This is a genomic window from Ammoniphilus sp. CFH 90114 (assembly GCF_004123195.1).
In the GTDB taxonomy this organism is placed as follows: Bacteria; Bacillota; Bacilli; order Aneurinibacillales; family RAOX-1; genus YIM-78166.
The window spans coordinates 1-18,217 of sequence record NZ_SDLI01000014.1; the positions used below are offsets into that span (position 1 = coordinate 1).

The 18,217-nt window shown below is 41.7% G+C and carries 18 protein-coding genes and 1 pseudogene; 15 read left to right on the top strand and 4 right to left on the bottom strand.

What is annotated here, in order from left to right; translation table 11 throughout:
* Nucleotides 1–282: 282 nt before the first annotated feature.
* Together EIZ39_RS22150 and EIZ39_RS22155 are read left to right on the top strand one after the other, a co-directional pair.
* Complete coding sequence (locus EIZ39_RS22150) at nt 283–807, top strand: CBO0543 family protein (RefSeq protein ID WP_129202999.1); 525 nt, start codon at nt 283–285, stop codon at nt 805–807.
* A gap of 23 nt (nt 808–830) precedes the next feature.
* Nucleotides 831–1,202 carry a DUF2203 domain-containing protein gene (locus tag EIZ39_RS22155; protein WP_129203001.1) on the top strand — a complete coding sequence of 124 codons (372 nt, stop codon included), beginning with the start codon at nt 831–833 and terminating at the stop codon, nt 1,200–1,202.
* Nucleotides 1,203–1,321: 119 nt separating this feature from the next.
* Here EIZ39_RS22155 and EIZ39_RS22160 read toward each other — a convergent pair whose 3' ends face one another.
* Complete coding sequence (locus EIZ39_RS22160) at nt 1,322–2,146, bottom strand: EcsC family protein (protein ID WP_129203003.1); 825 nt, start codon at nt 2,144–2,146, stop codon at nt 1,322–1,324.
* Between the two features lie 271 nt (nt 2,147–2,417).
* Between EIZ39_RS22160 and EIZ39_RS22165 the strand changes: the two genes are divergently transcribed.
* Entirely contained in the window at nt 2,418–3,344 is a 927-nt protein-coding gene (locus tag EIZ39_RS22165; RefSeq protein WP_129203005.1) for a sporulation protein, read from the top strand.
* Between the two features lie 195 nt (nt 3,345–3,539).
* A complete protein-coding gene (locus EIZ39_RS22170; protein WP_129203007.1) occupies nt 3,540–4,802 on the top strand; it encodes a hemolysin family protein in 1,263 nt (420 codons plus the stop codon).
* Between the two features lie 31 nt (nt 4,803–4,833).
* Here the strand turns inward: EIZ39_RS22170 and EIZ39_RS22175 are convergent, their stop codons facing one another.
* The gene (locus tag EIZ39_RS22175; RefSeq protein WP_129203009.1) at nt 4,834–6,153 is read right to left on the bottom strand and encodes a hemolysin family protein; all 1,320 of its coding nucleotides are present in this window, start codon (nt 6,151–6,153) and stop codon (nt 4,834–4,836) included.
* A 222-nt stretch (nt 6,154–6,375) separates the two neighbouring features.
* Between EIZ39_RS22175 and EIZ39_RS22180 the strand changes: the two genes are divergently transcribed.
* From EIZ39_RS22180 to hrpB, 4 genes and pseudogenes are all read left to right on the top strand, one after another.
* The gene (locus EIZ39_RS22180) at nt 6,376–7,134 is read left to right on the top strand and encodes a DUF1836 domain-containing protein (protein ID WP_129203011.1); all 759 of its coding nucleotides are present in this window, start codon (nt 6,376–6,378) and stop codon (nt 7,132–7,134) included.
* A 183-nt stretch (nt 7,135–7,317) separates the two neighbouring features.
* Nucleotides 7,318–7,860, top strand: coding sequence for a hypothetical protein (locus EIZ39_RS22185; RefSeq protein ID WP_129203013.1), 543 nt, complete (start codon nt 7,318–7,320; stop codon nt 7,858–7,860).
* A 105-nt stretch (nt 7,861–7,965) separates the two neighbouring features.
* Complete coding sequence (locus EIZ39_RS22190) at nt 7,966–8,511, top strand: GNAT family N-acetyltransferase (protein ID WP_129203014.1); 546 nt, start codon at nt 7,966–7,968, stop codon at nt 8,509–8,511.
* Between the two features lie 76 nt (nt 8,512–8,587).
* Nucleotides 8,588–11,050, top strand: a pseudogene (gene hrpB / locus EIZ39_RS22195) (ATP-dependent helicase HrpB).
* A 65-nt stretch (nt 11,051–11,115) separates the two neighbouring features.
* Here hrpB and EIZ39_RS22200 read toward each other — a convergent pair.
* Nucleotides 11,116–12,582, bottom strand: a complete 1,467-nt coding sequence (locus tag EIZ39_RS22200; protein ID WP_129203016.1) for a M28 family peptidase — start codon at nt 12,580–12,582, stop codon at nt 11,116–11,118.
* Between the two features lie 344 nt (nt 12,583–12,926).
* Here EIZ39_RS22200 and EIZ39_RS22205 point away from each other — a divergent pair, with 344 nt between their 5' ends.
* The 7 genes from EIZ39_RS22205 to EIZ39_RS22235 all read left to right on the top strand — a co-directional run bounded on the left by EIZ39_RS22205 (nt 12,927) and on the right by EIZ39_RS22235 (nt 17,541).
* Nucleotides 12,927–14,309, top strand: a complete 1,383-nt coding sequence (locus EIZ39_RS22205) for a M28 family peptidase (RefSeq protein WP_129203018.1) — start codon at nt 12,927–12,929, stop codon at nt 14,307–14,309.
* 96 nt (nt 14,310–14,405) lie between these two features.
* On the top strand, nt 14,406–14,960 hold the full coding sequence (locus EIZ39_RS22210; protein WP_129203021.1) for a hypothetical protein: 555 nt from the start codon (nt 14,406–14,408) through the stop codon (nt 14,958–14,960).
* Nucleotides 14,961–15,326: 366 nt separating this feature from the next.
* Nucleotides 15,327–15,506 (top strand): hypothetical protein, encoded by a 180-nt coding sequence (locus tag EIZ39_RS22215; protein WP_129203023.1) that lies wholly within the window; start codon nt 15,327–15,329, stop codon nt 15,504–15,506.
* Between the two features lie 51 nt (nt 15,507–15,557).
* Complete coding sequence (locus EIZ39_RS22220; RefSeq protein ID WP_129203025.1) at nt 15,558–15,740, top strand: carboxymuconolactone decarboxylase family protein; 183 nt, start codon at nt 15,558–15,560, stop codon at nt 15,738–15,740.
* A 148-nt stretch (nt 15,741–15,888) separates the two neighbouring features.
* Nucleotides 15,889–16,470, top strand: coding sequence for a TetR/AcrR family transcriptional regulator (locus tag EIZ39_RS22225; RefSeq protein ID WP_164985255.1), 582 nt, complete (start codon nt 15,889–15,891; stop codon nt 16,468–16,470).
* A 25-nt stretch (nt 16,471–16,495) separates the two neighbouring features.
* Nucleotides 16,496–16,918: a GNAT family N-acetyltransferase gene (locus tag EIZ39_RS22230; RefSeq protein ID WP_129203029.1), complete on the top strand. Its 423-nt coding sequence runs from the start codon at nt 16,496–16,498 to the stop codon at nt 16,916–16,918.
* The gene (locus tag EIZ39_RS22235; RefSeq protein WP_129203031.1) at nt 16,915–17,541 is read left to right on the top strand and encodes a YczE/YyaS/YitT family protein; all 627 of its coding nucleotides are present in this window, start codon (nt 16,915–16,917) and stop codon (nt 17,539–17,541) included. Before EIZ39_RS22230 ends, EIZ39_RS22235 begins: the two co-directional genes overlap by 4 nt.
* 6 nt (nt 17,542–17,547) lie before the next feature.
* On the opposite strand, the gene EIZ39_RS22240 is transcribed toward EIZ39_RS22235, so the two are convergent.
* Nucleotides 17,548–18,069: a hypothetical protein gene (locus EIZ39_RS22240; protein WP_129203033.1), complete on the bottom strand. Its 522-nt coding sequence runs from the start codon at nt 18,067–18,069 to the stop codon at nt 17,548–17,550.
* Nucleotides 18,070–18,217: the final 148 nt, after the last annotated feature.

An 18,217-nucleotide genomic window follows, 5' to 3' on the forward strand; every position in this document is an offset into this window, starting at 1 on the left:
TGGTAGTCGGTTTCGTTCATTTTAACTATTTAAAGAAGACCGGGCAGATTTTGTAGGGTAACGGACATACAATCCTCTTTTTGCTAGAAACAGACCAAAAAGCAGCCTTATTCCTTAAAATAAAGAATCTCATGTCCGTCTAACCAAGAAATAAGCCTTTGTGGTCTAAATAGCGGAAGCTATGTCCGAAATTTATTGATGTAAATTATAGATTGAAATTGGAAATTATAATACTGATGTAAAATATTGGTTTTTAGCCATTTTAAAAAGAAGGTTGAACCTTTGAATATTATACTGCTTGTAGTGTATATTGTAGTTGGTTATAAATATGGGAAGTGGACTAATTTTCATCAATATTATCCAACATTGTTATTCTTTGTTTCGGTAGATTTATTATCTCAATTTTTGCTGTTTGATTTTACACTATGGGGGTTTAGCCCTTTAGGAAAAATGGACGAATGGTTTCATCTCAATCATACACTCATTGCACTGAGTAAGATGGCGATACAGTACCCTGTTACTATTGCCTTATTTCTAGGTCATGTAACCCAAAAATTGAAAAATCAATTCTTGTTAATCGTTTTGTGGTCCGGTATTTATGCTGCCAACGAATGGATTGCACAATACTTTGGCGTGCTCACCTATCATCATGGTTGGCACTTCGGCTGGGATATAGCCTTTAATTTTCTCATGTTTTTTATGCTATTATTACATTACCAAAAACCTTTAGTGGCCTGGATTCTATGTATACCCATAATACTTGGGATATGGGAAATTTTTAATATTCCATTTTCCGTATTAAAGTAATATTTTGACGGAGGTGTGTTTTCTTGGGGAAAAAGTACTTTACTCTTTCCGAAGCTCAAGCGTTGTTACCCATTATCCAAGTTGAGCTTCATCATTTACAGAGACTTCAAGATGAGTTTCAGGATAAATATGTGGAGCTGCGTACCATGAAAGATGGGGAAGGAAATTTTGAATTGGAATGCCAGCTGGAATTTTTGCAAATGGAAGCGAATTTGCACTTTAACAATATACATAACCAAGGAGTTCAATTAAAGGATGTTGAACACGGATTAATTGATTTTCCTGCTTGGATCGATGGTCAAGAGGTTCTGCTTTGCTGGAAACAAGGGGAGGATCAGATTGAGTATTACCATGGGATCCACGAAGGCTTTATGGGCAGAAAGAAAATTAAATAGCATGGACAACTTTCCCAGCCTAGAAAAATAAAAAGGAGCTGAACTCTAAGTCTTAGAGTCAGCTCCTTTGAAGTATTAATTTAGATTCATTTAGTTCTCCAATATATGGATGGTAATAATCAAGATGAGGGTATTTGAGTAGACTCATATAATTTTAATCTCTCCATAATCCTCCTCTTGCGATACATCATCATCCCGGTCTCGGCCACATCATGGAGAGTTGAGCGATTGATAAAGGCACCAAAAAGAATCCCTGCGATGGGAATCATCTGAAAAAGCTTTTTCCATCCAAAATTGTCTCGATAAGTAAAAACAACCTCGCGCCAGCCTTCTAATTGGGACATGACTTGTCCGCTTCTTTCACCGGAATGAAAGGAGGATAAATCCTCAATAATCGCCTTTTTTCCTACGATATCGGAGGAAGTGAATTGGAGGCATTTTACAATAAAGATTCGCTCAGATCTTTCTTTAGGATCATAACCATAGCATAAGCTTATCTCCTGCAACGCTTTTAGAGACAAGCCTAGCAATAAGGGGATATCGATGGCAAGGGTAAAAATCCCTCCGATCCCTGTGGTTGCTCCTTGGACTGTTGCTGTTCTTACACTGCTGCGAATGATGCCTGAAGCAATCTCATCCATCCTGCTTAGGGGCAAGTCCCTGATTAACTTCAGATCATCACGTTCATGATCCTGCTGGGGGAAAAACTGTCTGTAAACCTGTTTCTCATTGATTAGATATTGTCCTCCAGTTTGAATATAGCTTCCCAGTTCATCAATAGCTAGACCGATTTTATCTTGTACCACTTTCGGTGTGATTCGGTCAAGAAGGGCAAAAGGAAGTCTCCCAAGTTTTTCCCAGAACCAAAGATCTTTTTGTTCCTTTTCCCATTCTTCGACTTGACTTAATTCTTTTTTTAAAACTTCAACGGATTCGTGATCCATTTGATTTTTGACACCTTCCTTTTGTTAAAACAGACTTTAGGATATATACGTAAAAAAAAAAATGGGAGTTTCATTTTAAAACTGAAACCGTAGAAGCTTCATTTTCGTATAAAATTTTATGACTGGGAAGCTATGTTATTTCAACTGTACAGTAAAACGTTTAAGTTTGTTGATTTACTACATATTAGGTTAAAGCGATTGTTTCCACTATTATGAACCTTTGGGGTTGCTTCAAGTCCAGATGAATGAAAATAAGAGGAGAGTGCTTGCTATGTTCAAAAAGTTTATGGCTAAGTTAGGGGTAGGGTCCGCTAAGATTGATTTCGTCCTCAGTAAGCAGCAATATGAATTGGGCGGACTTGTGGAAGGAGAATTCCGGATTGAAGGCGGAGCAGTAGAACAGGAAATTAATAAGGTTGGTGTGGATTTTAACTTGAAGATGAATATCAAGGGCAAGGAATTTTCCCACGTTGTCGCGCATATCCCGGTCAGTTCATCCTTCATGATTCATGCGAATGAAAGAAAGATCCTTCCGTTTACTTATCAGTTGCCTAACAATCTCCTAATCTCGCGTGGACCCATCTCTTACAGTTTTATCACGCGCTTGGACATAGCGGCTGGTGTAGACAATTTAGATCAGGATTACATCACAATCCTGCCGCCCGCTAGCTTCCAGCAACTTGTAGAAGCCCTTGGGTTGCTTGGTTTCCGCGAAAAAATGGACTCTGGAAAATTTGATGGCTACAGTCAGGAATTTGAGTTCTTTCCAACCACATATTTCAAATCTCAACTCAGTGAATTGGAATTTACAGTGGCTATAGAAGAGGAAGGCTTGCGTTTGTTATTGGAACTAGACCTAATGACAGGCTTTGGATTGGGTGAAAAGGAACTGAAGAGAGAGATCTTCTTTACCAATGAAGAACTAAAGGATGTGCAAAACCTTTCGAGTCAACTGCAAAGCATCATCGAAGAAATGATCCAAAATCCACAACAATATCCGGCTTCGATGTATAATGGACATGCTTCAGGCGGTCATCATCGAAGAGGCGGTGGTTTGGCTGGAGCCATGGGAGGATTTGCAGCAGGGATGCTAGGCGGAATGCTTCTCGATGATTTGTTGTTTGGTGATGAGGAGACAGAAGCAGCCAGTGGTGATGAGGGATTTGACTTCTTCGGTGGAGATGATGATGAGTTTTAGGAAAGCGAACAAGTAGTATGATATTACGGCATATTAATGAAACATGTCCACGTGCTTGGAGTGATTCATTATATGCCATTTTTCTATAAAGCCCTAGACAGCGGGATATGATGATCCCCAACTTTTTTTTGTATAGGGAATAATGTAAAATAACCTATAATAAATCTAACCTGTTTTTAGGAGTGTGAACACGGTTTGGAAACCATACCGCTGGGTTTAATCTTAACCCTTATGGGTTTGATCTTGCTTTCTGCTTTTTTCTCATCAGCGGAAACCGCCTTTTCTAGTGTCAACAAAATAAGGCTAATCCATTATGTGGAAGAAAACCGATCGGGAAGCAAGAAGGCGTTATTCATTGTTGAAAACTTCGATAATGCTTTATCTACGATTTTAGTAGGGAATAATATTGTAAACATTGCAGCAGCTAGTATTTCGGCTAAAGTAGCAACCGATATATTTGGTCCGACCTACGGACTTTTTATCAGTACATTTGGAATGACGGTGCTCATCCTAATTTTTGGTGAGATTCTGCCTAAATCCATTGCCAAAGAACACGCCGAGAAGTATTCATTGCAGATATCGGCAATCCTCCTTCTATTGATCAAAATCATGACTCCGATCAATTTTCTTTTTGGAAAATTAAAATCATCCGTTTCCCGCATCTTTTCTAAAGAAGGGAAAACCCCTTCTGTTACAGAGGAAGAAATTAAGGTGATGGTGGATATAAGCGAGGAAGAAGGGGTCATTAATAAAGAAGAAAAGGAACTCGTTCATCGTTCCCTAGAATTCAATGATGTTCTTGTTGGAGAAATCTTGACCCCAAGACCGGATATGATCGCCATTGAAGTGAACGATTCAATCGAAGAGATCAAGCATGTCTTTTTCAAGGAAAGGTATTCCCGAATTCCTGTGTACGAGGGCGATATTGATAATGTCATTGGGATCTTATCGGAACGCGATTTCTTTTCAGAGCTTCTTCAACACCCGGAAGTCGATATTCGAAGTCTCATTCGCAAACCCATGTTTGTCGTGAAGTCGATGAAAATATCCAGCTTATTGCCTGAACTGCAAAAAAGTAAAGTACATATGTCTATTGTGATTGATGAATATGGGGGGACTTCAGGTTTAATTACACTAGAGGATATATTAGAAGAACTGGTAGGGGAGATCTGGGATGAACATGATGAGAAGTTTAACCTCTTGAAGCAAACAGGCGAATTTACATATGAATTAGATGCGCAACTGCCCTTAGATGATTTCTCCCATATCGTGAATATCCCGGAGTTGAAAAGCTCTTACCACAGCCTCGGCGGATGGATTGTGGAGAAGCTGGAACGGGTTCCTGTCAAAGGAGAGTTAATTGCCTATGAGAATCTAAAGATTACCATCCTAGAGGTGGAGAAAAAAAGAATTCGAAAAGTGAAGGTTGAAATAGGAGATAACTTAGGGGAAAAATAAAAGAAGGGGAGATTCCCCTTCTTTTTATGTGTTATTCTGCCTTAACTAATTCTTCTTCTACAGCAGTGATTTCTTGCTTTATAATTTCAATTCTACGAATCCGGTGCTTATCCTTCTTTCTGATGATAAAAACCAAATCGCCATAGCTCCATTCGACTCCCTCTTTCAGAGTAGGGTTCTGGGTATAGAGCCATCCACCCACTGTATCTAAGTCTTCTTCTTCAATATTGATATGAAGCAAGTCATTCATCTCAGAAATTAAAACCTTCCCATCTACGAGTACATGGTTTTCTTTAATGATTTCAATTTCTGATTTCTCATCTGTATCAAACTCGTCTCGGATTTCTCCGACAATTTCTTCAAGAATATTCTCAATGGTGACCAATCCGGAAGTTCCACCATACTCATCAACTAAAATGGCAATATGGGATCGCTGTCGTTGCATTTCTTTTAACAGATTCTTTACTGGAATGGCTTCTGAAACAGTCAAAACCGAACGAATAAGCGGAGTGATATCCAAGTTGTTGTTATCCGCATATCTCAAGAAGAATTCCTTCGTATTTATCATCCCCACAATTTGATCCTTATTTTCCAAAGCAACGGGGAATCGAGTATACTGTTCTTCCTTAATAATTTTCAAGTTTTGTTCTAATGAGAAGTCTTTATATAAACAGATCATATCGGTTCGAGGAACCATAATCTCGCGAGCAAGTAATTCATCAAAATTGAAGATATTGCTTACGTACCCATACTCCGCTTGATTAATCTTTCCGCTCTCATAGCTCTCTGTGAGTATTATACGAAGCTCTTCTTCGGAATGCGCCTCTTCATGTTCTTTTGCCGGTTTCATCCCAAAAAAGCGAATAAGTGCAGCAGCTGAACCGTTCAGTAGCCAAATAAATGGATACATCACACGATAAAAGAAAATGATGGGCTTCGCAAAAAATAAGGATACCTGCTCTGCCTTTTGAATGGCTAGGGTCTTAGGGGCTAATTCTCCTACAACCACATGCAAAAAGGTAATGAAAGAGAAGGCAATGACAAACGATAACAGGGCTACGACCTGAGCTGGAAGCAAAGGCTCTAATACGGGATATAAAAGATATTCAATGGTAGGTTTTCCTAACCAACCTAAACCTAAAGCGGTGAGAGTAATTCCTAATTGACATGCTGATAAATAACCATCTAAATTACTGGTGACACGCTGAACTGCTATTGCATTCTTTCTTCCTTCCATTACCATTTGATCTACGCGGCTTGGACGGAGTTTCACGATCGCAAACTCTGTCGCTACAAAAAATCCCGTAGCCAAAATCAAGAAAGCAATCAACAGCAAATTTACAGTTAACACAATTCTATCCCCTTCAGTTTTTAAGTTCTTACGATCTTATTCTACGAACCTTTTAAAGATTAATCAAACCTGATCTAGAGCGTTATTAAGCCAATTTAGTTCATATGAGTCGGTTTTACCCTTTAGTGTCTCTCTAACGACTGCTAAAATCATCTTTTGACAAGTTAGGGAACAAGTCATATTATAGGTTCATATGAGCTGATCTTCAGGGGTGATTTTCTTATGGAAATGCTGCAATTAACCCGAAAAGAGATGTCTGAATTACTGATCTGTTTAAAAGGGGATTCCAACGACACTCCACTATCCATATTGCAAAGGGTCTGGTTGAACACCCATCAGAGAGACATCGAAAAAGGAAAAACGTTTTCTGCCTTCATATCAACCGCTTTGCCACCCATTCTTGAAAAATTAATTAAACTGAATAAAAAAGATATAGGGTTTTCGTTAAACGAGATTGTAGCTTTGGGAAACCAAATTGAATATACGCATTTTTCATCAGGAGCGGTACAAAATTGGGTGAAAAGAGACATTAAGGATTGGATTGGAACCCCACAAATAGGGAAAAAATATGCCATTGAGCAAGCCGCCATGTTATTTATGGTTGAGGATTTAAAGGCCAACTTGGATTTTGAATCCATTCGTAAATTGTTTACTCTTATTTTTAACAATCCAAATGATTATAATGATGATTTAATCGATCCTATCAGTTTATACGCGGCGTATTCTTCGATCTTTGAAGAACTCGATAAAAATAATGATCAGGTCTTGGATATGCAGGGAGCGAATACATTAGACGCTCTCATTCGGAAAAACGCAACGGCATACGTGGAGCAAATGAGTGGTCTAAATGCAGAGCAGAAAGAAGCAGTTAGCAATACGATCGTCATTGCTACGTTATCAGTACAAACCTCCTACTTTCAAAACCTCGCGAAGCGTTATCTTAATGCCACGTTATTTTTAAGTCATCTTGGTAAAGTGTAAAAGAGGTCCGATTAAGAGGACGAAATCCATTGTCCGCTATGGATTCAATAGGGTAGGAGCCATATGATGGCTCCTATTTTTGATTGTTTAAGGATCGGGGAAGATGCAACAAATTTCTTGGGCTCTCGTCTGTTATTTTATAGAAGGAAACTTGCGTAGAATACAAAGGGCGGTGGTAACGAGGTGGGCAAAAAAAATATCATTTGCTTCTTATTTTTAATGTTTTTTATATCGGCTTGTACAAATGACCAAAGAAGTGAAATGACAAAAATTCAAGGAGATCAATCCTTTGTTGTTACACCAGAAGAGTTCAAAGATCCTTTAGAATTCACAATTCAAACGAAAGACTTCTCTTTGGAACAAGAAAGAGAAATAGAAATCAATCGATCTATTAAAAAGGTGGAAGATACAGATGTACTATTGGATAAATTGTATGTTAGAGAAAAGGACGTATTGGTGTCCATTAAATTAGAAACCAACATCGATTCCATAAAGGGGAGGTTTCTAAGTCCGTATGAATTTAAAACGGAAGATCAAGTTACAAGAGTTATCTCAACAGATGTAGACATTAAGGTTTATGATGAGAATGGTCAAAGATTAATGGAAGGTAGCGGTATTAAAGAGAATGAAATAGGCATCTACCTTCACAAGGATGAGTTTGAAAATTCTAAGGAAGTAGAGTTTAGCATTACGGGTTTACATGTCATGGAGTATATAAAAAAGTAGCATAGTCTTAGTTTAATCTGTTTATTGCCGCAAAGTTTGTTAAATCGAGATAACATTAAACTGTTAACAAAGGTTTAGACGGTGATCCTAGAAAGAGGTGATAAGGTGGAGATTAGCGGAAATGGAATTGATCTTCGACCACTGCAAATGAAGGATGTTTCTTCATTGCTGGAGCTCCGCTCACGTAATAGAAAGTTTCTTGAACCCTATGAACCAAAGCAAAGGGAATCGCATTTTACTGTTGACGTTCAAACTGAAGTCATTGAGCAAGCTATGAGAAATTGGGAACAAGATTTGGGTTATAGTTTTGGTATTTTCTTAAAAGAAAACGGTTGTTTAATCGGAAGGGTTAATTTGAGCAATGTGGTTCGTGGAGCGTGGCGAAGTTGCACAATCGGCTATTTTCTGGATGAGGATTACAATGGGAAAGGGATTATGACAGAAGCTGTGGGATTAGTAGTAGACTTTGCTTTTTCGAAAGTAGATTTACATCGTGTACAAGCAGGTGTGATGCCACAGAATCTGCCATCCATCAGGGTATTAGAAAAAGTAGGTTTTCGATACGAAGGATTAGCGAAGTATTATTTGAATATCAATGGCAACTGGGAAGACCATAACATTTACAGTATAACGAAAGAGTTTTGGAGTTGAGATCTGCGGAATGGGGATAAGGCGCGTGCCGGTGTTTGTCTGGTATAATATCTCCATAAGTGGGGGAGTGATGGACATGTCAAAGCTGCCGATTGAAGGGGTTCTGCCAGAGCTTAAAGAAAAGCTTCGTTCCGGTGTCAACGCCGTCCTTATTGCTGCACCGGGAGCGGGGAAAACCACCCGGGTTCCGCTGGCGCTTCTGGAAGAGCCCTGGCTTAATGGAAGGCGGATTCTTATGCTGGAACCGCGTCGTCTAGCGGCCAGATCTGCTGCTTCCTATATGGCATCTCAACTTGGGGAACAAGTGGGGGAAACGGTCGGATATCGAGTCAGGCTGGACACCCGGGTAAGCACGAAGACTAGGGTTGAAGTGATTACCGAAGGTGTACTTACTCGGATGCTGCAGTCAGACCCGTCATTAGATGATGTCGGAGCCGTGATCTTTGACGAATACCACGAGCGAAGCCTGCAAGCGGATCTGGGGCTGGCGTTTTGCCTGCAATCGCAAGCTGTGCTTCGCGAGGATCTGAGAATCCTGGTCATGTCGGCAACTCTGGAAGCCGAGCCTGTTGCCCAGTTGCTAAAGGAGGCACCTGTGATTATCAGCGAAGGCCGCAGCTTCCCAGTTGACACGCATTACCTAGAACGTCGAATCGAAGGGCCGATGGAGCCTGTGGTGGCACGGAAAATTAAGGAGGCTTTGGAAAACCACGAAGGGGATATTCTCGTCTTTTTACCAGGGGCAGGGGAAATCAGAAGAGTGGAAACTCGCTTGAGGGAGCAGGAGTTGGGAAAAAATATTCGGATCGCACCGCTATACGGTAATTTATCGCAGAAATGGCAGGATGAAGCGATTGCCTCCAGTCGCAAGGGAGAGCGTAAGGTGGTTCTGGCGACCTCGATTGCGGAGACCAGCCTCACGGTGGAAGGGGTGGAGGTAGTCATCGACAGCGGCTGGATGCGTGTTCCTAGATTTTCCCCACGTACGGGGATGACCAGACTGGAGACGATTCGAGTCACCCGGTCATCGGCGGATCAGCGGAGAGGCAGAGCTGGTCGGTTGGGACCGGGGACCTGTTATCGGCTCTGGACGAAGGAGGAGGACAGGCAGCTAGCGCCCTCCGCCAATCCAGAGATTTTGCAGACCGACCTGTCGCAGCTGGCGCTTGAATTGGCGGCTTGGGGAATCTATGATCCAGAGGAGCTCGCCTGGCTGGATCCGCCTCCATATGCGGCTCTGTCCAAGGCTCGCGACTTGCTCCTGCAACTCGGTGCACTGGGGAAGGACGGAAGGATGACTCCCCATGGAAGGTCCATAGCGGAGTCAGGACTTCATCCGAGGTTGGCTCATATGATCCTTAAGGCGATGTCAGCTGGCCTCGGAGGAATGGCTTGTGAGGTGGCCGCCCTTCTGAACGAACGTGACCTGTTGAGAGGTGTGGCTGATGCGGACTTTCGGTTGCGGTTAGAAGCGCTCCATGAAGCGAAAGCGAACCTGGACCTGACGGTGGTCAAACGAATCCTGGCGGAAGCCGATCATTGGAAGCGGGTTTTTGAAATTCGAGCAGGTGGAGAACAACATGCGGACGCCTGCGGGATTCTTCTGGCTTTCGCCTATCCGGACCGGATTGCTCAACAAAGGGGAACAGGGAACTTCCTCCTGCGCAACGGAAGAGGAGCCGCGTTGACCCAAGTGCAGCGGCTCTCGAACCACCCTTTCCTCGCGGTGGCGTAGCTCGATGATCAGGGAACAGACAGCCGGATTCAGTTGGCCTCACCTGTATCGGCGGAAGATCTTGAGCTGTATTTTGCAGATGAAATTGAGAAAGAATCGCTCGTCTTCTGGGACCGTGAGGCTCAGGCCGTACGCGCCCGAAGTCGGCAACGTCTGGGAGCGATCATCTTAAGGGAGGCTCCGCTTGCCCATCCGGATCCGGAAGAGTGCTTATCGGCGATGCTGGAGGGAATTTCCGTGGAGGGGTTGAACATTTTACCCTGGACAAGAACGGCGCGTCAGCTTCAAGAGCGATTGATGTTTATGCATCAGAATGCGCCGGGGTGGCCGGATTGGTCGGATGAGGCTCTCCTGGCCACGCTTCGGGATTGGCTCGGACCTCACCTTTACGGGGCGAAGAACCGCAATGACCTTAAAGAACTAAATCTGGCTCACCTGTTCGAAGGGAGGCTCTCGTGGGACCAGCGTCGTGAATTAGAGGAGTGCGCTCCGTCGCATCTTATGGTTCCGAGTGGCTCCAAGATCCCTGTGGACTACAGTGACCCCACTTCTCCGGTATTGGCGATTAGATTACAAGAAATGTTCGGCCTCGAGGATACTCCTCGGATTGCCCGCGGCAAAGTGGCCCTCACGTTGCATCTGTTATCGCCTGCCCGCCGACCGGTTCAAATTACCCGGGACCTCGGCAGCTTTTGGCGGAACACCTACTTTGAGATCAAAAAGGACTTGAAGGGACGCTATCCCAAGCATTATTGGCCGGACGACCCGTGGAAGGCGATACCGACGAACCGGACGCGTCCGTGAGGATGGAGAACATGATAAAAAACACAGAGCAAGTTAAAGCCTTGCTCTGTGTTTTTTCTATTTCCCTATTCTTTAACCCCGTCATGATCGTGGTTGAAGTTTTCTGGATCATAGAAAGGAGCCATTTCTGCTTCGGTGCGGCGTACCTTGCTTTGTGTCAGGCTAGGGTTCTTGGTTCTGAGAACATCATAGAGAGCTGAGCCGATAATTTCACCGGCTTCTTGGATTCGGCTTTGACTAATATTTTCTATGGTGTCTGATGGGGTATGGTAATAAGGCTCAAGGCTGGCGGTAACAGCCTCTCTTCGAATAAAGTTCGCTGAAGGAATACCTGCTTCATAGAAAGGAACATGATCTGATGCTCCTCTTTTATATAAGAACGTCGTGTGGTTATCTAAACGTGCCCCTGCTGCTTGAGCGGATTCAAAAACAATATTGGAATTTCCATCCACCGTATTCACATAAAGCATGGTCGCATTAGGCCACGCGGTCCCCACCATGTCCATATTAAAATTAGCGATACTGCGGTCAATCTCGTCCTGAGAGAGTTGGTTTACATAGTATCTTGATCCTACTAATCCGATTTCTTCAGCACCAAAAAATACAAACCTAACTTCCTTATCAATAGGGTACGCTTTCAGAATTCTAGCAAACTCTAGCAAAACAGACGTGCCAGATGCATTGTCATTGGCGCCTGGAGAATTAGGCACACTGTCATAGTGAGCGGTCACATGGACAATTTGTTGTGAATCTTTATTTTTATTGTTTGGTTTACGGGAAACGATCAGATTTTGTGATTTCAGATTGCTATACTGATTGACTGTTACGGTTCCTTCTACTTGTTGATTCGCTAATTGAGAGACTAGTTTTTCCCCATCCTTTTTCATGATCCCAACGACGGGGATTGGGCTAGTATAACCCGTTAAACTAGGGTTAATAGGTGATAAGCTCTCAACGTTATCATAAATCACAACGCCAGTTGCACCAGCGGCTACGGCATTTTGGACTTTTTGTACAAAGGTGAGTCCACCACCCCTTTCAATAACGGCGATGTTGCCGGCAACTTCTTCAGGAATTTGGTCAATGGCTCCGAACCCAGCTGCCATAAACGTCCCTTTTAGTCCACTTTCAATTGTCGAGGCGGACTGTGCTGGGGTAGAAACCGGAATGAACTTGTCACTTAAGGAAGGAATGAGCAAATGGCCTAATTTACGATCCGCAATATTAAACTCTTGAACCGTAACGTCATAGCCGTATTCTTCTAGTTGCTTCTTGATATATTCTGCTGCTGTCTTCTCTCCTTGCATACCGGCTACTCTTTCACCGATTTCCACACTTAACTGACGGATATGCTCCATCGATTTTTCCGATTGAATGCGAGACAATACCTTTTTGTCAAAGGCTACGGCTGCATTTTCGTTTGGTGAAGCGAACACTAAGTGGGAACTAGATAAAACGGGAACCGTAGAAAATAGACCGGTTAACGTCATGACACCGGTTAAGGTTAATATCACTGCTTTTTTCTTGATCATGCTTCTTCATCCTCCAGATTTAATCATCTTACCAAAGGGATGTTTCTCCATCTATGCTTGCAAACTATTATTGGCAGAATTTGGTTTATAGAAAGTTTAATGTTAATAGAAAACGTTTACAATGATTCGCTAGTAGGATTTAGATAGGAGGTTCTAAAATACTAGAGTTAAGAAAATCTGACTAGATCTGCGTCATGCATAAGTGGTGTTTAATGAATAACATTAAGTGATCTATAACCTAAATTGTGATGTAAAGACTATTGTTTATATTCTAAATTGATAGTAACATTTCAAATGTAACTATAGTTTAAGGTTGCGATACGTCTAGACTTTAGGGGGTAACCATGTTAAAACGAAGAGCTCTTTTATCTGTAATCTTGGCTGCTAGTTTATCCTTTGGTGTAACTTCTGCCTTTGCTGCACCACCAGTGGAGGGCAATCCAGCTGTACATGCATTTGATAATAAAGTCATCAAGATGATTAGCGCAGAGAATATGTATAACAATATTGTCTATCTCTCCCAAACTCCTAGAGTAACAAGCACGGTAGAAGAGGCTCAGGCGGCTGAGTACATAAAAGCAGAGTTTGAAAAATTGGGATTACAAACGGAGATTCAAGAATTCCAGTATCAGTCTTATGTCAATGCATCGGAACAGGATTTTAGTATCTCGGATTCGAGTTATGATTACAAGGTGGGGAGTTTTACCTATTCACCTAGTGGGGAGGTCACATCTGAAATCGCTTACATCGGTAAGGGCTTAGAGGGGGTCGATGCGAAAGGTCGTGATTTGGAAGGGAAAGTCGCGCTTGTTGAGCGTGGGGACGCTACGTTTGCTGTAAAAATGGAAAATGCCGTTTCCCGTGGCGCAGTAGGAGTGGTCTTGTTTAATAATGCTGATGGGGCTGTAGCTACAGGAACTCTTGGGGCTTGGAATGATCAGTATGTCCCCATGGTAGGGATTACGAGAACGGAAGGATTAGCCTTAGTCACGGCATTAGAGAGTGGGCCTGTGGTAGGAACTATAAAGGTAATAGGCTCCGCGATGAAAACAGTCACCTCGCAAAACGTGATCGCAACCAAGCCTGCTACGCAAAAGGATACCGGAGATATTCTGGTGATCTCTTCCCATCATGACTCCGTTCCAAGAGCACCGGGTGCAAATGATAACGCTTCTGGAGTAGCGATGACTTTGGAATTGGCTAGGGTCCTCGCTAATCTGCCATCCGATACAGAAATCCGCTTTGTTACGTTTGGTTCTGAGGAAGTAGGACTGGTTGGTTCAAGGCATTATGCGAGAAACCTATCCGAGAATGAAAAGGCGCGAATGAAAGGGGTCTTTAACTTAGACATGGTAGGAAGCAATGATGCTGGTGATCTCGTCATGTATACAAGCAACGGAGAAAAAAATACCGTGACGGACTTGATCGCATCCGCGTCTTCTCGTGTATCGGTATTGCCTGCCTATGGCCCTGAAACCCGTAGTGATCACCATGCCTTCTACGAAGTAGGTGTACCTGCTGCGCTATTGATCCATGCTCCTTTAGAGCCATGGTACCATACGCCTAACGATACACCGGACAAGATCAGTAAGGAGAAACTCCTAGATGTTGCCACGATTGTGGGTTCAGCGGTCTATCAAGCAGCCCGTCCAGACACACCAGCTTTAGAACGGTCAAAAGTAGCACCGGTAGAAGTAGAGTATGAAGAAACGGTCGGACGTTTATAGGGTAAAGAATTGGAGCAAAAGTTAAAGCCTAGTCACTTGACTGGGCTTTTGTAAGTTGAGCGCTGTTTACTTCGTCCTATGGTTAGGAGGTGGCCTATGAAAAAATGGCTGGTTTTCATGATTTTAACATTTACTATAATGGGGTGTGATTCCATCCAAGAAACTCAAACTCAAGAGAATCCAAGTCAAGTGAAATCTGATACGGAGGAGTTTAGTGAACCTGAACCGTCTGAGTGGGTCCAATACATGAAGCCTGTTCGAGAATATTTTTATTATAGAACCCATGCTGCCGTCAAAGGTGATATTCAAATACTTTGGAACAGGTATCCTGATTTGAAGAATAATGTAGACCCAAAGACAGGGGTAAATAATGAGGAATTTGAAGTGATATCCCTTCGAGAAAGCTTTACCTTAATTGACGCTAATTTTGATCCGGAAAGTTATGAACGCATTAAAGTAAAAATGGTAAACGATAAGGAAGTCATTGTATTGGTTCATGGTCATATTGGATACTTGAGAGATGATTTTGATGATTCCGGAGGCGAAATTCTAATTAAATTGTTCCTAGAACAGAAAGAAAATCAATGGACTGTGGTCAAAACGGACGAGTATCTTATTCATGAATACAAGGAATGGTTAAAAAATAAGTAACACTAGTCATGAGGTTGGACGGCTAGTGCAGGGGTCGAGTTCAGGGAAATCAGACTGCCTACTGCTATAGCCAAGAGAGGTAGGGGGAGTGGGAGTGGGAGGATGACGGATATACAGGCCGTTAAATGGGGAAGAATTGATGGGATTTATAATTTCGCGGACATGGGTTCCGTTAAATTGCCAAATCTCTGCTCTTCGTGCCGGTTTTGAACCAAATAAGGTGCTCCATGTCCGATAGATCTATTGAAGCGGCGTTTTTCGAGGAAATAACGAATCGTATGTCCTCTCCGTTTACAACGAATGGGGAGTAGGATGTATAATATATAGAACAAGACAAAATTTAACTGTAAAAGGTGGAAGACGTTCATGGCTAGATTACCACTGTTGCCGATTGAAGGCAGCCCGTTTCAACAAGCTTTTGAAAATACACCTAAGCTCAGATCAGCTTTTCTCATGATGGACGAAGCGTTAAAAGAGATGTTGGATCCTGAATTAATGGAACGGATACGCCTGCGCTCTGCTTCGAACAACCATTGTGAATATTGACAAGGGGTTCAATATATTGCTCTGGATGAGCAATTAAGTGAGAGAGAACAAGTGGCTTTGGAACTTACCGACCATATTATGGCCTATCATGGACAGCTGCCGGAGGAATTATATCAAAGAGTGAAGAAGCACTTTACGGATCAAGAGATCATTGCCTTGTTTTGGCAGATTGGGAGTAAAAACGCAGCCAATTGGTTCTTGATCGCTATGCAGATTGAGCAGGAAAAGAAATAAAAAAACACGAGAATAAAGGGTGACAACATATTAGTTAAATCTAACATGTTCGTCACCCTCTTTGTTATTAACAAAATGCTTGAATTCTATATGGAATGATGGAATAATGTTATAGTTACCTGACGATTGTCAGGCGGAGGTGAAGCTATTGACAGAGGATCGAATAAAACAAGTAGCACTAAATCATTTCGCTATCAATGGCTATGACGGTACCTCATTAGCTCAAATAGCGGAAACAGTGGGGATAAAAAAGCAATCCATTGCCACCTACTTCCGAAAGAAAGAGGATTTGTTTTTAGCCGTATTTGAAGAAATGGTCCAAGACTATATTGGTTTCATTAAACAAGTGCATCATGAAATACACTTAGAGCCAGTGGAGCACAAACTACAACATATTTTGTATCAAACCTACCTATACAAAATAAAGAATCCAGAACGGGCGGCTTTTTATAAACGAGCGATACATTTTCCATCCCCATCCTTAGAAGAGAGAATTCGAAACGAGATAAATAAGATGGAACAACAATCCTCTGAACTATATCGTGCTGTTTTTGTGGAAGGAATACAGAAAAACGTAATAAAAAAACAAGAGTTAGAAAATCTTTTAGCTGCTTTTTATTGCTTAATCGATGGAATCTCTATGCAAATGTTTATTTACGGTACAGAGGAATTTAATAAACGTCTTTCGAGTATCTGGAAAATTTTTTGGGATGGCATCAAACAAAGGTAAGACCATTAAGAAAGGATGATTTTTCATGGAAGCCAAACGAGTTGCGACAAAAACACAATTAGATCAAGCATTTCAAATTAGAGTAGCCGTATTTGTTGAGGAACAAGGAGTACCTTTAGCAGATGAATTCGATGAACATGATGCAAATGCGGAACACATATTGGTTTATTTTGAAGGGCTGCCTGTTGGGACAGGAAGAATGCGAGTGGTAGATGAATTCGCCAAACTGGAGAGAATTTGCCTGTTGGCTCCTTATCGGAAGTACGGTCTTGGCAAAATGATTATACAGACCCTTGAACAGTTAGCTCGTGAAAAAGGGATGACGAAGGCGAAATTACATGGACAAACACAGGCGGAGGGATTTTATCAAAAATTAGGTTACGAAACACATTCTCCTGTATTCATGGAAGACGGTATTCCGCATGTTTTGATGGTCAAAAATCTATGAACCTGCGACGATTTACATTTTACACATTAGGGATCCTCATTTTAACCTTAGGAATTGCTCTGTCCATTCTTTCAAACTTGGGGACTGGCCCCTTTGATGCTGTACTTGTTGGTTTGTATCGAAGTTTTGGAATGACTATCGGGAGCTGGGAAATCGTTCTAGGACTCTTCTTGGTATTATGTAATGCGGTTGCTGAAAAACGTAGGCCTGAATTCTTAGCATTACTCACTTCATTCATCACAGGAATAGGCATTGATTTTTGGATGTATCTTCTAGGTGATTGGCTTCTGCCAGAAACAATCCAAAGTAGAATTTTCTTATTAGCTATGGGCATGGTTATTGGAGGCTTAGGTATCGCTGTGAACTTACAGGCTAATTGGGCACCAAATCCGATGGACCGCTCGATGCAAGTGGTTACAAAATTAACTGGTTTTAATTTTGCAATTTCCAGAGCTTTGATAAGTATAGTACTTGTATTTATCGCTTTTATTTTTAGCGGACCCATTGGTGTTGGTACGATTTTATCTACCCTTTTTACAGGGGTGATTATTAACTGGTTCATGCCGTTCGTTGAACGATTAGATAAAAAACCTAATCATTCGCAACAAAGCCTATCCTCGTAATGTTAGCTAATTATAGTGATACGACTTGCCTTTACTATATATTTTTATTTCTTTAAAACCATAGCCGATATTTCTATTGGTTCTACTAGAGATCAAATCATTGTTAATAGGGATTGAGTTACAACTTGTTACGGTTACCCTTTCTTCCTCTAGTCCAAAAAATCCGAATGAAGAAAAAAAGACTTGCCCCGTTGTATCTATACCAGCAAAATTGATTACTATAATATCATCATTTTCTTCAGGACCATCAACTAAGTTAAGTGTAAAAGTGACAGGGAAGGTTTCATCATCTCTTGTAAGTGTACCCGTTCCATTAGTATTCAATATACTTTGACCATTTGAGAAAAGACACTCTGGGCGATTCACAGAGTTAGATGAGAAGCTAAATCCAGAGGTATCAAAAGTGGTAATAAAAGTGACTATACTTCCTTCTTTAAAGCAAGATGGACAAATATTAGCAAAAATTTGAGTGTCTGTTTCATTAAGTGTTGCTAAACCAGAGCATTCACACATTTTTTTAATTCCCATTCATCTATCACTCCTTTTCAATTTTAATATAATCTATGTACAGAGGATATGAAGTGATTGGACTAATTTAAAGGTTTTTATCTAATAGAGTTATTGAGTATCATAGTAAATGAAGGAAGATGAACGAGAGTCAAGATCAAATTTAACC

Coding starts and splice junctions, on each gene's coding strand:
- EIZ39_RS22160 (WP_129203003.1), bottom strand. CDS start 2,146: ATGGATCACGAATCCGTTGAAGTTTTAAAAAAAGAATTAAGTCAAGTC.
- EIZ39_RS22165 (WP_129203005.1), top strand. CDS start 2,418: ATGTTCAAAAAGTTTATGGCTAAGTTAGGGGTAGGGTCCGCTAAGATT.
- EIZ39_RS22180 (WP_129203011.1), top strand. CDS start 6,376: ATGGAAATGCTGCAATTAACCCGAAAAGAGATGTCTGAATTACTGATC.
- EIZ39_RS22200 (WP_129203016.1), bottom strand. CDS start 12,582: ATGATCAAGAAAAAAGCAGTGATATTAACCTTAACCGGTGTCATGACG.
- EIZ39_RS22205 (WP_129203018.1), top strand. CDS start 12,927: ATGTTAAAACGAAGAGCTCTTTTATCTGTAATCTTGGCTGCTAGTTTA.
- EIZ39_RS22210 (WP_129203021.1), top strand. CDS start 14,406: ATGAAAAAATGGCTGGTTTTCATGATTTTAACATTTACTATAATGGGG.
- EIZ39_RS22215 (WP_129203023.1), top strand. CDS start 15,327: ATGGCTAGATTACCACTGTTGCCGATTGAAGGCAGCCCGTTTCAACAA.
- EIZ39_RS22230 (WP_129203029.1), top strand. CDS start 16,496: ATGGAAGCCAAACGAGTTGCGACAAAAACACAATTAGATCAAGCATTT.
- EIZ39_RS22235 (WP_129203031.1), top strand. CDS start 16,915: ATGAACCTGCGACGATTTACATTTTACACATTAGGGATCCTCATTTTA.
- EIZ39_RS22240 (WP_129203033.1), bottom strand. CDS start 18,069: ATGGGAATTAAAAAAATGTGTGAATGCTCTGGTTTAGCAACACTTAAT.